The 14,664-nt window shown below is 44.0% G+C and carries 13 protein-coding genes and 1 pseudogene; 4 read left to right on the top strand and 10 right to left on the bottom strand.

The annotated features are described in order from the left end of the window. Positions 1-56: 56 nt before the first annotated feature. From NO352_RS08360 to NO352_RS08350, 3 genes are all read left to right on the top strand, one after another. Positions 57-368: a hypothetical protein gene (locus NO352_RS08360; protein WP_171415543.1), complete on the top strand. Its 312-nt coding sequence runs from the start codon at positions 57-59 to the stop codon at positions 366-368. Between the two features lie 125 nt (positions 369-493). Next, the gene (gene pdaA / locus NO352_RS08355) at positions 494-1,279 is read left to right on the top strand and encodes a delta-lactam-biosynthetic de-N-acetylase (RefSeq protein WP_163976251.1); all 786 of its coding nucleotides are present in this window, start codon (positions 494-496) and stop codon (positions 1,277-1,279) included. Between the two features lie 183 nt (positions 1,280-1,462). Continuing rightward, positions 1,463-2,392 (top strand): DMT family transporter, encoded by a 930-nt coding sequence (locus NO352_RS08350; RefSeq protein WP_289355331.1) that lies wholly within the window; start codon positions 1,463-1,465, stop codon positions 2,390-2,392. A gap of 81 nt (positions 2,393-2,473) precedes the next feature. Here NO352_RS08350 and NO352_RS08345 read toward each other — a convergent pair whose 3' ends face one another. The 9 genes and pseudogenes from NO352_RS08345 to NO352_RS08305 all read right to left on the bottom strand — a co-directional run bounded on the left by NO352_RS08345 (position 2,474) and on the right by NO352_RS08305 (position 12,999). Continuing rightward, positions 2,474-3,550, bottom strand: a complete 1,077-nt coding sequence (locus tag NO352_RS08345) for a lactonase family protein (RefSeq protein WP_005549481.1) — start codon at positions 3,548-3,550, stop codon at positions 2,474-2,476. Between the two features lie 163 nt (positions 3,551-3,713). Beyond that, positions 3,714-4,445, bottom strand: coding sequence for a 2,3-diphosphoglycerate-dependent phosphoglycerate mutase (gene gpmA, locus NO352_RS08340; protein WP_289355329.1), 732 nt, complete (start codon positions 4,443-4,445; stop codon positions 3,714-3,716). Between the two features lie 142 nt (positions 4,446-4,587). Beyond that, positions 4,588-5,523 carry a Gfo/Idh/MocA family protein gene (locus tag NO352_RS08335; RefSeq protein ID WP_289355328.1) on the bottom strand — a complete coding sequence of 312 codons (936 nt, stop codon included), beginning with the start codon at positions 5,521-5,523 and terminating at the stop codon, positions 4,588-4,590. A gap of 26 nt (positions 5,524-5,549) precedes the next feature. Then, entirely contained in the window at positions 5,550-6,128 is a 579-nt protein-coding gene (locus NO352_RS08330) for an SCO family protein (RefSeq protein ID WP_005549484.1), read from the bottom strand. 171 nt (positions 6,129-6,299) lie between these two features. Beyond that, positions 6,300-7,580, bottom strand: a pseudogene (locus NO352_RS08325) (MFS transporter). 281 nt (positions 7,581-7,861) lie between these two features. Continuing rightward, positions 7,862-8,788 (bottom strand): TetR/AcrR family transcriptional regulator, encoded by a 927-nt coding sequence (locus NO352_RS08320; RefSeq protein ID WP_005549488.1) that lies wholly within the window; start codon positions 8,786-8,788, stop codon positions 7,862-7,864. Positions 8,789-8,943: 155 nt separating this feature from the next. Continuing rightward, the gene (locus NO352_RS08315; RefSeq protein ID WP_483311823.1) at positions 8,944-10,170 is read right to left on the bottom strand and encodes an MFS transporter; all 1,227 of its coding nucleotides are present in this window, start codon (positions 10,168-10,170) and stop codon (positions 8,944-8,946) included. 961 nt (positions 10,171-11,131) lie between these two features. Further along, a complete protein-coding gene (locus NO352_RS08310; RefSeq protein ID WP_289355327.1) occupies positions 11,132-11,989 on the bottom strand; it encodes an ATP-binding cassette domain-containing protein in 858 nt (285 codons plus the stop codon). Between the two features lie 548 nt (positions 11,990-12,537). After that, the gene (locus NO352_RS08305; protein WP_005549492.1) at positions 12,538-12,999 is read right to left on the bottom strand and encodes a DMT family transporter; all 462 of its coding nucleotides are present in this window, start codon (positions 12,997-12,999) and stop codon (positions 12,538-12,540) included. 221 nt (positions 13,000-13,220) lie between these two features. Here NO352_RS08305 and NO352_RS08300 point away from each other — a divergent pair, with 221 nt between their 5' ends. Further along, on the top strand, positions 13,221-13,346 hold the full coding sequence (locus NO352_RS08300; protein ID WP_005549493.1) for a hypothetical protein: 126 nt from the start codon (positions 13,221-13,223) through the stop codon (positions 13,344-13,346). Between the two features lie 63 nt (positions 13,347-13,409). On the opposite strand, the gene efeB is transcribed toward NO352_RS08300, so the two are convergent. Next, a complete protein-coding gene (gene efeB, locus NO352_RS08295) occupies positions 13,410-14,651 on the bottom strand; it encodes an iron uptake transporter deferrochelatase/peroxidase subunit (protein WP_289355326.1) in 1,242 nt (413 codons plus the stop codon). Positions 14,652-14,664: the final 13 nt, after the last annotated feature.

The following is a 14,664-nucleotide window of genomic DNA, read 5'->3' as shown; positions in this document are numbered from 1 at the left end:
CGCGATTCATCTTCGTTATAATAAGCTGTATGAATCTATGTAAGGGAGATTTCTCAATGACTCGTAATCAAGTAGAACAGCAAATTATCGACAATTATGAACGTGATGAACAAATGATGATTCTTATTTTTGCCCAGTGGTGTGTAAACCATAATCTTGATCCTGCCGAACTCTATCATCGCGCATACCCGAAGCAAGGCGACAACTATCCATTGCAGCAGGCCATTGAACTTACCGTACCGAAGGAAGAGGCGGGGCCGATCCCAGATGAGACTTTGTTCGCCGTATTGTCGATGTATAATAACGAAGATCTTGCATTCGTCGTATCGGAAGAGATAGCAAAGCTGAAGCAAGCCCGCTCCAAATAATTTGCAAAAAAATTAAAAAGTAAAATAGCGAAAGAATTGCAATTCTGTTCACGTATAAGATCATTGCAAATATGGAATAGTAGTCCATGATTGATACCAACTAACATCAAGGAGTATATTTGCATATGAAACGCATACGAATTGCCGCTCTTCTTCTCTGTTTGCTCGCAGCAAGCATCCATACGACCGCATTCGCTGGGCAAAGCCCCGCCTATCACTTTGGATTCAAGAAGAGTGTGAACGGCAAGCTTCCTTCAATTGACGAGGAAGGCTTCAAACCGACTATCGAGAAGCATGGAGCCATTTTTTTGGGCGATACAAACAAAAAAATGATTTATTTAACCTTCGATAACGGTTATGAAAATGGATACACGGCACAAATCCTTGATACCTTAAAGGCCAAGAAAGTTCCCGCCATCTTCTTCGTTACAGGACATTATGTAAAAACACAACCTGAATTGCTGAAACGAATGATTCAAGAGGGGCATCTCATCGGAAATCATTCATGGAGCCATCCAGATATGACAACGAAATCTGATGAGCAAATACGTACAGAGCTGGATAAGGTCAAACAAGCTGTCACTGAGATTACTGGTGTAAAGGAAATGCCTTATTTACGACCGCCACGCGGTATATTTAATGACCGAACACTAGCTATAACGAAAAATATGGGGTATACCAATGTATTCTGGTCAGTGGCCTATCTGGATTGGGATGTCAATGCCCAACGTGGAACGAGCTACGCGTATGATAAGGTCATCAAGCAGCTTCATCCGGGTGCGGTCATTCTGCTCCACTCTATATCGAAGGATAATGCCGGGGCACTGGGTGCGATTATTGATGGCGCTCGCCAACAGGGATATGAATTTGCAAGTCTTGATCAATTGCAAGTGCAGCAGCCAGCTAAATAATACAGCTTCATCACATTTCACGATAAACGAATATCGTACCGATAAGGGCTGAAGAACATCATTATGTTCCTCAGCCCTTATTTGCAATTAACTATAGACTTTATATTTCAAGTTGACTGCAATTCGTGTATACTTGCTCATTGTGATTTCCAATTCATTCATATTCCGAGGTGTCTTTAGCTTATGTCATCAAGAAAAACATCGCAAGTGTATGCTTTGCTCATTGTAGGTATGATCGCAATTTCTTTCTCTGCCATTTTTGTAAAGTGGTCAAATGCACCAGCTTCTATTATCGGCATGTATCGTCTCCTAATTACCAACATTGTATTGCTTCCTTGGGTGTGGGCATACCGTTCCGAGTGGCGTTCTGTCCAGCGTAATGATTGGGTGCGCCTATTCCTGTCAGGCTTTTTCCTGGGACTTCATTTTCTGCTCTGGATGGAATCACTGCGCTATACAACCGTAGCCAGTTCGACGGTGCTGCTTGCCTTAGAACCGATACTCGTTATGGCCGGATCGTTCTGGTTTTTTAAACAGAAAACAACAACTCCTGCATTAGTAGGCGTAGGGATCGCTCTATGCGGCATGATGCTGATTGGATGGGGAGACATGGCTGTATCCGGTCAAGCGTTGTACGGTGACATCCTATCCATGCTTGGCACGATAGCCGTAGTCATCCATATGCTGCTAGGACAGGATTTGCGCCAGCGCGTCTCTTCATATGTTTATAATTTCACGGTATTTCTTATTGCTGGTCTAGCATTGGCTGCATATAACCTTTCTGCGGGATATTCCTTCACTGCTTATGAACCAAAAGAGTGGATTTTATTTGCATGCATGGCCATCATCCCAACTGTACTCGGACATATGCTGTTTAACTGGCTCCTGAAGTACATCAGCGCTACGTCCATTTCAATGAGTGTGCTTGGCGAACCCGTTGGTTCTATCATTTTGGCGTGGCTGCTCTTAGGGGAAACGTTAGTAATGACCCAGCTCATCGCCTGTCTCCTGCTTATCATTGGTGTATGGGCGTTCCTTATGAGTGATCGGCGTGCTCACCACCCCTCTCCGCCCACAATAACGGAAGCCGCACCATCCCGCTCCGTATTGTAATTCTGCCGAATGTAAAAAGCCGGTACTCGCAGCTAAGCGAATGCCGGCTTTATTGACTTCAACCATGCTGTATATTGAAAATTAGCTGTTCACGTACACAGGCTTCACACATACAGGCTTGGAAACTTGTACGGAATGCCCTGTATAGGCTATTTTCCCAGTGGCTCTATCTACATGGAACACTGCAATATTATTTGAATCTCGATTCGCAGCAAGCAAATAGGAACCTCCTGGTGTCAAAGCGAAGTGACGCGGATGCCCTCCTTCTGTAGACACATATTCTATAGTCGTCAGCTTTCCTGTATCCGGGTGAACGGCGTATACAACGATGCTATCGTGCCCACGATTTGAGCCGTACAGGTATTTTCCATCTTCAGAAATGGCTATCTCGGCACATCCGTTTTCGCCATCATAATTCGCAGGCAGTGTAGAAACAGTCTCAATTGGTCGAAGCTCTCCATTTTCCGAGTGATAAGAAAATACGCTTACCGTCGAGTTCAGTTCATTAATCACATAAACGAATCGCCCATTGGGATGGAAGGTCAAGTGACGCGGCCCGGAGCCTGCTGGAACTTCATATTCTCCTTGCGGAACCAATACATTGCGTTGCTTGTCAATCGAATAACACTTCACGCGGTCACTTCCCAAGTCGGACACATATACATATTGCTCGTCTGGACTGAAAAAGGCAGAGTGTGCACGTGCCTGATTTTGATTCGGATGAGGCCCTTGACCAACATGCTGCTGAACATCGAGCTGTCGACCTACCTGTCCATTTTCCTCCAGCGCCAACAATCCAATACGACCACCATGATAGCTGGATACGATTAGATAACGGCTGTTCGAGTCGCGCTGGATGTGGCATGTAGGAGCATCAAGTGAAAAAACGCGATTCAACTGTGTCAGCTTTCCTGAATCTGTATCGATTGCAAAGCTAACCGCTTCCGCTGTCTTCGTACCATCTTCAGCAGCGCATTCCCCAATTGAATAAAGCTTCTTATGATCGATATCGACATTTATGAATGTCGGGTTCTTCAGTCCCGACACGTCATCCAGCTTCGTGAGCTGTCCAGACTTCTCGTCAAATGAATATACATATAGTCCAGAAGAATCTGCTTCTGCATACGAACCAACAAAAACTAGTGTACGTTGTTCCATGTATGTAACTCCCTTCGGTAATTGTCCTTAAGTAGACAGGAAAATAATATTGTTTCTCTACTTTACACTTGGTGCATCGGAATATCAACATGAGTGTCTTACATACAAAAATTAAGCAAATAGAGAGCTGCTTCTATCGCAGCTCTCCCTGATCTTCCGTATTCTAAATGTGTTCAGGAATGATTCCTGTAGGGATTTCACCATCCAGCCCCAAATAGTAGCGCCGGATTGGCGCTAACTTCTCGTCAAGCTCATATACAAGCGGTGTTCCCGTTGGAATGTTCAGATTCGCAATGCCGTCAGCAAGTATGTTGTCCAAATACTTTACAAGCGCCCGCAGCGTATTGCCGTGAGCGGCGATGATGATGCGTTCCCCTACACGAATAGCCGGGGCAATGGACTCATGCCAATAAGCGAGCACACGCTTCTCAGTATCTTCTAAATTCTCTGTCAGTGGAAACTGTCCCGGTTGTAATGCTGCATATTTTCGGTCATCGGCTTCATAGCGGGGATCATTCAATTCCAAAGCAGGCGGCCGGACATCAACGGATCTGCGCCAGAGATGAACCTGCTCTTCCCCATATTTTTCTGCCGTTTCTGCCTTATTTAGACCCTGTAATGCGCCGTAATGCCGCTCATTCAGCTTCCATGTATGATGAATCGGAATCCACATTTGATCCATTTCGTGGAGTGCAATCCACAGTGTGCGGATCGCCCGCTTCAAGACCGAAGTATGGGCCGTGTCAAACTCAAATCCATGTTTGCGCAAAATTTCTCCTGCTTGTCTCGCTTCAATTAGACCCTGCTCAGACAAGTCAACATCCGTCCAACCTGTAAATCTATTCTCCAAATTCCAAATGCTTTGACCATGTCGGATAAGTACAAGTTTCATCATACGCGGCTCCTTTCCGTGAGCGTACCACGTTCACTACAACCTAGTTGATCATGAATGATTTCGTCCTTCTACTCTCTTTTTATCCAAAAAACATGTAAATGAAACAAACAATGAAATGTAATGTAACTTGATGTAAATCTTTTCAAAGGTTCTTGTTCCTCGCACATAATGTCTCGACAAGCTCGTGCGAGGCCAGCACTTGATCTGCGCGTATAGTGCATTGCTCCGGCATATCAATGGAATCGAGAAAATGATTAATAATGCCGTGGAAGCCGCGACGATAGCTAATAGACTCCCAGCTTCCGAACTGTTTTACCTGCTGGCCGTTTGTTCGATCATGCCATACTGCTTGCTCCAGATTCGTAATTTCAACAGTCCGTCCACCCCCATGCAGCTCAACCTTTTCTAGGTCTACCCCAGCACGGCGATTCATACTGAATATTGCGGTGGCTTGATCGAACAATAAGCTTCCCGTTGCATGCAGTAATTTCCCTGATTCGTCTTGCGACTCGATATAGGAAGCGAGCTGATGCGGTTTCATGCCGAGCCATAACATGAGATCCAACATATGGATCATATCATCATACAATGTATGCTTTGCACTCATCTGCTGCTGTCTTGTCCGATGCTTTTGAGAAATGCACAGGTCGAACCCTCCTGCCTCATCGATCCATCTCTTCGCTTCTGTATACATCGGAGCGAACCGTCGATTAAAACCGACAGCTAGCAGACGTCCCTGTTCCTGAGCGACTTTAGCCATCCGCGTCGATGCCTCTATGTCATAGGACAATGGTTTGTCCACATACACATGAATCCCCTGCTGTAAACAAGTGATTACGATTTCTTCATGCGTTGGGGTAGGCGTATGAACGAATACGGCATCAGGCTTTTGATCCAGTAATGGTTCCAGCTCCGTATATCTGCCTTCCATTCGATATCGCTGGCCAACCGCATCTACCGTGGATTTTGTTCGGCTCATCATTCCTACAATGTCAATACGATCAGATTGACCCAGCACAGGAAGATACGCTTTCTGCGCGATGTCCCCAAGCCCAATGATCCCAATTCTTTTTCTCATCACTTTTCTACCTCCATAACCACCCATCAATCCAACAAAGATTTCACGTCTTCGATGATTTTATCCTCCTGCGGCTCTAATCCATTGTAGCGCGTGAGCACCGTTCCTTCTTGATCAACGAGGAAAATAGAAGTTGGATGATTCACTTGATCATCTCCATCTACCTTTTGCACATGTGATTTGAACGTCTCACGGCTGTAGGATTCAATGGCTGCCTGATCATAGCCTGTAACAAAACGCCAATGCGTTGTATCGGCTTTATATTTGCCAAGAAACTTCTTAATCTTCTCTGGCGAATCAATCGAAGGATCAACACTAAATGACAAAATATGTATATCCTGGATTCCGTTTTCTTTTAATTTGTCTTGAATTTGCGTTAAGTTGAAGGTCATTGGCGGACACACCGTATTGCAGCTTGTAAATGCGAAGTTGACCAGCCATACCTTGCCCTTCATTTGTTCGGTGTTAAAAGGCTGCCCATCTTGATCCGTTGCCTCGAAAGAAGCAACCTTCCAGTCATAATCATTTGGCTTGGGCTTGCCTCCGCAGGCGACTAGAACGACCATCAGGATAGCAATTGCACTGCTAACGAGTATTCTCTTCATACTGGCCTCCACAATACGATACCAACATCGTTTTTTTCCTTATTGTACCGTAATTGCAAGCCTATTTTTACCACGTATGACCCTATTAAGCTACGATATTGTGACAATTCTGTACATTCATGCTAATACATGCAAGTGTTTCGTGATCATAAAGGAGTAGACCGGCACTCCTTAGCACTTTATAGACACATCTTTTTCCAATGATAATTCATGAAATGATTTCACACGTAGTTGTAAAAATGGGGTGAACAGTAATGTACAAGCCGAAGCTAACAATCCAATGCCACCCGCAAATAAAGCGAACCGTAACCCCATTGCCCCCCCTATCATCCCTCCAATTAACGAACCAAGCGGTAAAGAACCCCACGAGATAAATCGAAATGTAGCATTCACGCGCCCTTGCAGGGCATCGGGTACAATTACTTGACGTAAACTGATGGTACTAATGCTAAACATTGAGACTCCCATTCCGAAAAGAAGCTGTCCAAGCATCATAATCAACGCAATACTTAATTCTGATCCTACTGCTAATGGAGCAAGCAAACCGCCACTTGCTGCGATCGTAGCGGAACCCACAATAGTTGGACCTACTCCAAAACGACGTACAACCCTTTGGGCAAGCAGAGAGCCAAATAGGTACCCTACTCCTAGCGTTCCATAAATGATGCCGAGAATGCTCGCACTGATTTTGAGTTCTTGCGATGCATATAGAACATAAATACTAAAAATAACATTTCAGGAAAGGTTAAAGACTGTTGAGCAGCGCACCACTCCCCACAGCAACGGTTTTGTGTAAACCGTATGCAGACCTTCTTTCATTTCCAGCCATATGTTTTTTTGTTTTTTCGCATCTGTCACGACTGTCTCCGACTTGCGAATCCGGGCTATGTACACAGCGGATACAAAAAAGGATGCCGACGTGAACAATATTGCAAAAGGAGCGGTGATTAACTGTTCCAATCCACCTGATAAACCTGGCCCAGCAATTTGTGCGGTAGATTTACTTGTCTCTAGTTTGCTATTCCCATCAATAAGCTGCTCCTTCCTCACAATGGAAGGCAAAAAGGATGTATAGGCAACATCAAAAAAGACAGTACAGATACCCACTATGAAGGCTACCAAATATAGAACTGTCATATTCAGGAATCCAGCTAAGGCTGTCAGCGGCACAATGAGCAGTATTGCACCCCTGAAAAAGTTAGCGGCGACAAGAATTGGTCGCCGGGGAAATCTGTCTATCCATACACCAGCGATCAAACCGAAAATAATAAATGGCGCATACTCGGCAAAACCAAGCAACCCCATTTGCATGGGACTGGCCCCTAAATAGAGAGCTGCCACTAATGGCATTCCTAATAATGCAACCTGAGTCCCAAACTGTGATGCAGTTTGCCCAATCCAGAGCCTGCGAAAATCTGTGTTCGTTAACAATCCTTCCACCTTGTTATTCATGCTCATTCCCCCATTTTTTCGTCACAACGAATTGCCATTCAAATTTGCATTTTTAGTATAGGGGAAATTGCGTTTCAAGATCTTGCGCTTTCATTATCGCAAATGTTGGATGATTCATTTTGCCCGTAAATTCATTCATTTTCCTGTCCGCTAGCGTAATGGCGCATCGTCAGTCTAATACTATACTTTCTGAGTCTATAACATTATTTACACGATCTAACACTTTGTCTTCCGAGTCTACAACATTATTTTCTTCGAACAGCAAGAAGCACTCTCGCGAATTAGCGAAGAGTGCCCTGGGTATAACCGAATGTACTATGAATCGATTGACGCAAGTGATCGTATAACGGAGTTCTTGTCGCGATTACTTTCAAATTGGACAACATTCCAAGCAAGATTACCTTGCGTGGACGTACCTGAAGCAATTCTTCTTCGAGAACGAGAATCGAATCGAGGATATCCTGCTTATTTAATCCTTCCTTCGAACCATCTGCCGCGTTGTCTACAACCTCCCGCAATTGCTTTACAAGTACAAGCGGATGCAGGTTCTTCATCTTCATTTGATCTTCGTTCCATAAGTCGAACATGCTGCCATTCAGCAGCGGTTCAGGCCGATATTTCAACAGCCCCTCAGCCAAATAATCCATGCTGCTTACGAGATATCTGCTTAACCGCTCTATCTCAATCGGAACATGATCAAATAACCTCATGTACATATAGGTGAAAATTAAACTGCTCAGCAAGGTGGCAGCATCCAGCGCATAAGGGGTAAATGGTTCCCCGTAAATTTCGTGCAAGGACTCCGTAAGCGTATCAAGATTGTACTTGCTTATCTTCTGCATAAATTCGCGTAGCTCTTGGCTTGCTGCATGCTCTGTATTGTCCCGCATCTGCATCTTAACAAGCTCTGGATGCTCGTTCCAGATATGCAGATAGATCTCAATCTTGCTGACTAACCGATCACGCGGATTAAGCTGATTCTCCCGTTCCATCAATTGCATGCGATCTTGCAGCAGCTTCGCTTGATATTCAAAAATAGTCAGCAGCAGTTCATCCTTAGAGCTATAGTACTGATACACGCTCCCTTTCGACATTTTGCAAAAAGAGGCGACTTCCTGCATCGTTGTTTGCATAAAGCCCTTGGACGCAAACAATTTCATGGCAGATAATAGGATTTGCTTCTTCTTTTCTGGCATAAGTTCTTCCATGTAAATGTCCTCCATGACATCATTCCATTGAGTTCCCAGTATGACTAATAAGTTCCCACCATCATAACAAAAGTGGCTGTTACCTGCAACCACGGGAGCAATAACCTATAAACATGGAGATCTTTTCAGATGTCGCTGTATGATGACCAGGGCTATTATAGTGCCTTCGCATCTTTACTATGCTTTGACGCTGTCGAATATGCGGCATCCTGCTTCCAGCTTACCAGCATGCCTCCGCTCGCGAATAACACGATTGCTCCGAAAGCGTATGGGATTTGGACATGAATGTCAAACAGTATCCCTGCGATTGCCGGCCCAATAATGTTGCCAAGACTCATGTAAGCATTGTTCATTCCTGCGACAAACCCCTGTTCATCCCCTGCCATTTTCGATAGCAATGTATTGATAGCCGGACGAACGATTGAAGTCGCCACAAAGAACAGCATTGTAACAAATAATATGAGGAAATAATTCGATACGAACAAAAGCAAAATCATACTTATCCCCGAAAGACCGAACATGGCGAGCAGAACCTTCTTTTCTCCGAACTTTCGAAGCAAGCGTTCGATTAGCACGGCTTGGCATATCACTCCGATAATAGCTCCTAGCGTAATCATGAGTGAGATATCCTTTGGTGTAAATCCATATTTCACATCCACATACAAGCCAAATATCGCTTCAAAATTTTGCAGTCCAAACGTTAAGGAGAACACGAGCACCAAAAGCATAAAGTATGGCGCTTTCATTGAAGCTGCCATCTGCCGAAGAAGGTTATCTTGCTTCTTATGACTGCTTCTGGCTCGCATGCGCTCTTCCATCGACAGCGATTCAGGCAAGAATAACAAAGTGACTACTGTTGAAACTCCAGCAAGTGCAGCTGCCGTGTAGAATGGGATACGTATTCCGTAATCCGCCAACATACCGCCTATTCCTGGTCCTATGACTACACCGAGCGTCATAGATGCCATAAGCAGTCCAAGTCCCTTCCCACGTTTCTCTTCTGTCGTGATATCCGCCACATAAGCCATCATAGGAGGTGTCATCAATGCTGCTGAAATCCCTCCAAGCAGACGAGAGGCATATAACATCCACATTTCCTCTGCAATCCCGAACATGATCTGCGAAATCGTGAACAACCCGATTCCTGCCACAATAGGCAGCTTCCTCCCATATTTGTCCGACATCTCTCCTGCGATTGGCGAGAACAGGAACTGTGTTAGCCCGAAAGCTGCAACGAGATATCCCATCGCTTGCCCAGTAGCTCCGAACTCAGTTACATATTTGGGCAATATGGGGATAATGAGTCCCATCCCTACCATCGCAATGAACATGTTAATCATCAGAATGACAAGTGAACCTGATCTTTGTGTTGATTCAGACAATCCCTTCAACTCCTCTTTAGAACCCATAAGTTTTATTATTGACCTATTGGTCGAATTCAATACTACTTCACCCTGATCCACCTTGTCAAATCCTTTTTTTTTATTTCCTTTGAAGCATAATTGCATCTGCTTGGAATTTCTGCATACTAAAAAAAGCAGCTATCATGACGAGAAATCTCGCCGATAACTGCTTTAATTCATTATTATGGTCAACATAAAATATACAGCAAAAAATGATGTGCATTTCTTTCTTATGGTGAATCTAGTTTACGTTTATTAAGTACAAATAAGAATAAAGCACCTATCATGATCCCGTAAAGTAGTGATGCTCCAATCGCCGATATTTTTACAAAAAATTCCGTATCGTCATAATCAGATAGAACATTTAGCGTTTTGTTTACGGGCGGGAATAGTAAAATTGCATATTTCAGCCTCTCTGGTAATAGATTTTCGAGCGGTGTTGCACTAAACGTAATAACGACTAAAAGACTTAGCATTAGGAAAGACGTTACACGCGAACGAATGAATTTCGAACTAAACCAGCAGGTTAACGAAACTGCTAGCCAGGATATAGATAAATGATAGAGTAAAGACATGAATAATTCTTCAAAGCTAGGATTCCTATCAAATTTGTGAAAGATCGCCGGAAACAGTACTGCGTATAGGGCAAGTGGAATAGTAAAGATCCAGCTATATAATAATTTTGATAAATAAAGACGATATAAGCTGCCGGAGTGTATCATCGTCACTGCTTCTTGGCTAGGTGTCTCGAGATCAATGATTGTATAGCATAATACGCATGCAACAACAAATAGAAATGATGTAGAAAACGCATAGCTTTCCATTACTGGATTAGGTACTACACTATAAACAAAAAAGATTCCAAGGATAAAAACAAAAGTAGGCGGTCCATATCGATAGGAGCGCATAAAACAGGTATGTAAAAACGAAAACATAGAAATCATGAGTGGGCCATCTCCTTTCGATGTAAGGTGATGATCTCTACGCCTCTATGTACGAATTCTATCATAAAACCATGATAATCCTTTTGCATAATGATAAATGTAATCCGGCCATTTTCATCTTTCCAAGTAACCTGTGGAAAAAGACTCGTTAGGTGGCCAAGTGCTCCCTTAGTTAAAACACATTCAAGCTCGAAAAATGTAGTGCACGGACGTTGAGAAGCTTCGATACGTTCCTCCCTTAACCTGCCTTGTTGAATCCAATAGATACGACTTTCTAATTGAGTTGCAAGTAAAGGATCATGAACAGCAGCTAAAATAGATGTTCCGTTTGCTTTTATTGTTGTCAGGGAAGCAAGCAAATGCTCGATCGATTCTTTGTCCAGACCAGAGAAAGGTTCATCCAACACAAGCAGATCCGGACTATTGATCGTAGCCTGCATTAAGTTAACTTTTTGCAGCATCCCTTTCGAGAAATGAGTCATCTTTACGCTTTGGCTTTGTTCGAGATTAAAAAACGTGTGCAGCTCCTTAATGCGCTCTTGAAGATCATTTCTTGGAACATTTGATATTTTGCCCATGTGGGTCAGGTATTCCGTTGATGTCATCCTTAATTTTGACAACCGATCGGGCGTATACCCGATCACTACTTTTGAATGCTTCAGTACTCGTTGGCCCGACGTGAATGGAATTAATCCGGTCACAATTCGAAGCAGCGTGCTTTTGCCTGATCCATTGCTTCCTCTTAATATGATACATTCTCCTTGCTTAATATTTAGCGAAATATCCGACAAAACAACTCGATCACCATATTTCTTCGTAACTTCCTTTAATGTCAATAGTGCATCCGATGCCATTTCCCCACCACCTTAAAAATACATATATTTATCATGTTAACATAGTTACCCCTCTCAAGGGATATAATGCCTTCCAATGCGATGAGCATCCAACTTAAGCAGGAGGGAGCCATGAACAATATTGATGTACCGTTCGGTAAGATCCGCTCTAGTTGCCTGTACCTTGTCACTCCGCACCTTGATTAATGTTGACGGAATAAAGGCCCAAGCCCATAACGGTTGTAAATTCCATCGAGCAATATTCGTTGTTCTTATCAATCAGCCTACAGCAAGCGGGCAGTATCTTTCAAAGACGGTTAGACGCAAAGAACCCGAGAGAGGGCACTTGTATTAACGTGTCCCTCTCTCGGGTCATATGATTCTCAAAAGCTCAACTTTCGTAGCAAGAAATGTCGCTAAGAGCATCTGATTTAGTTCCGCATTCGGAGTAAAAAACTATTGTTCTCCAGCAACTTCGTGCGCAATACGGAATCGGCATCATTCTCATCAACAAAGATTGGCCATTGGCAGTCCACTTGTCACCAGACACCTATCTAAGCGCCTTCTATCTAGCCTTGAACACGATGCTGCTCACCTTGTTCGGGGCCGCTTATCTCGTCCTCCATGGCAATAGGCGCTCCCTCTGTCCGGTTCAGTTTTGCATCCGCTTCGAGTGCTGGCCTCACTGCATCAGATTGACTGCTTTCATGACCTCCACCCTGCAAATTCAACCCAATTACGCCGAGAATAATGAGCAGGATAGAGATAACCTTAATCCAAGACATTGACTCAGAGAAGAAATAATATCCGATAACTGCGATCGCAGCAGTTCCCATACCAGACCATATAGCATATGCAACACTAACATTAATCTGCTTTAGTGAAAAATTCAAGCTCGTAAATGCGAGCAGATAGCAGACAATCATCAGAACGGACGGTATTGGCCTTGTAAAGCCATTCGACATCTTCATTGAAATCGTTCCGATAATCTCCAGTGTAATCGCACCAATTAAGTAAAGCCAACTCATCATCCTTGAATCACAACTCTTCCCCCATGTCTATCGGCATTCATCATTATGTCTATGGATAATAGGACAATAGAGCTATTATGTTCCATGCTCCACGACTTGTCAAATGACTAGAATGCATATAAATTAGGCGTTTCCTGCCCCTTATTCGTCTAGTCAGCGTGCTCCTAACCTACATACACATATAACGTAAGATAAATGCATGATGAAAGGAGCCAATGAACATGTCTGAAGTATGTGGTCCAGTTGGAGGCTTTTGTGGAGGTTTCACTAGCATTGGCGTAATTCTTGTTCTCTTCATTTTGCTCGTCATCATTAGCCGTTCTTGGGGTTGCGGTTTCGGTTTCTAACCACACCAACAACCCCGGCTGTTGCTGCCGGGGTTGTTCCTCTACCGTCTGCTTTTTGATTAATTACGATTCAAATAATGCCTGAGCGATATACTGTCCTTGTGCGCACCCTCCTGGCATTGCAAATAATGCGCTTGCCACCGTCTTCGTATACTCGTTCATCTTATCCTTCTGCCCTAGGATTTTTAACATAGGGACAAGCTGTTTGTATGGATTTTGCTGATAACTGATAAACAGCAGGCCTGCGTCCGAATAGCCCGTCTTTATGTCCAATTCGCCTGTGTAAGAATAAGCTCTTCTCACAATCTCCTGTCCGGTTCCTTTTGCTAATCGAACATGCGAGTTTTCAGGCTGTGCACTCATATCAACCGAATCGAATTCATTGGCACGGCCATAGGGAGCTCCAGAGTATTTATACCTTCCGAAGGTATCCTCTTGATCCTGCAACGAAGAACGATCCCAAATTTCTAGAAACATCTTAATCTTTCTGTAGGCCATATAAGAACCGCCGCTCATCCATTCTGGCTCATCCTGCCCTGCCCACACAACCCGTTCCATCTCCATATCCTTGCTCGTATCGATATTGGCCGTCCCATCCTTAAAGCCAAATAGATTGCGAGGCGTTCTCCCTTCCTTCATGCCAAGGAAACCATGCTGCATCCATCTGACGGTTGCAAGGCCAAGTGCATTGCGTGTTAAATTGCGTATTGCATGAAATGCGACCTGCTGATTATCTGCGCATACCTGTATGCACAAATCGCCATCACTATGCTCAGGATGAAGTTCCTCATTCGCAAATGAAGGGAGCGTCTTTAAGAATCGCGGCTGATGCTTGGCTAAGCCATATCGATCTACTCCGTCCTTCAAGAAAAAGCTTGAACCAAAACCAAATGTGATCGTAAGACGACTGGATGAGAAGTCCAATGCTTCTCCCGTATCAATCGGCGGCAAGTACTTATTATCTTGCTTCGTACTAATAGCTTCCCCCTTCGTCAACACATAGCTTAAACTGGTCCAATCCCGGAACAGCTTGATGACATCACTCCGGCGATTCGTCGTCAAATCGAGTGCAGCCATGTACATAAATGATTGCTGTGGTGTCGCGATGCCTGCCTGATGCTTCCCGTAAAAGGAAATCCCCTTCTCTGACTCCTTACTTTCTTCGGTTGTCTCCTTCTGTTTGCCTGCTTCAGGCTTCAGAAGACTGAACGCACCTAGTCCTCCAAGCGCAACTGACGTTCCTGTTAATGCCGTAAGTTTTAACATTTCCCGTCTACTCAGCTTGCTTGATTGCTTTCCATCCATTGCTGGTCATTCC

This window comes from Paenibacillus sp. S-12 (genome assembly GCF_030363895.1).
GTDB lineage: Bacteria > Bacillota > Bacilli > Paenibacillales > Paenibacillaceae > Paenibacillus_B > Paenibacillus_B alvei.
This window is presented reverse-complemented; position numbering and strand designations above follow the sequence as displayed.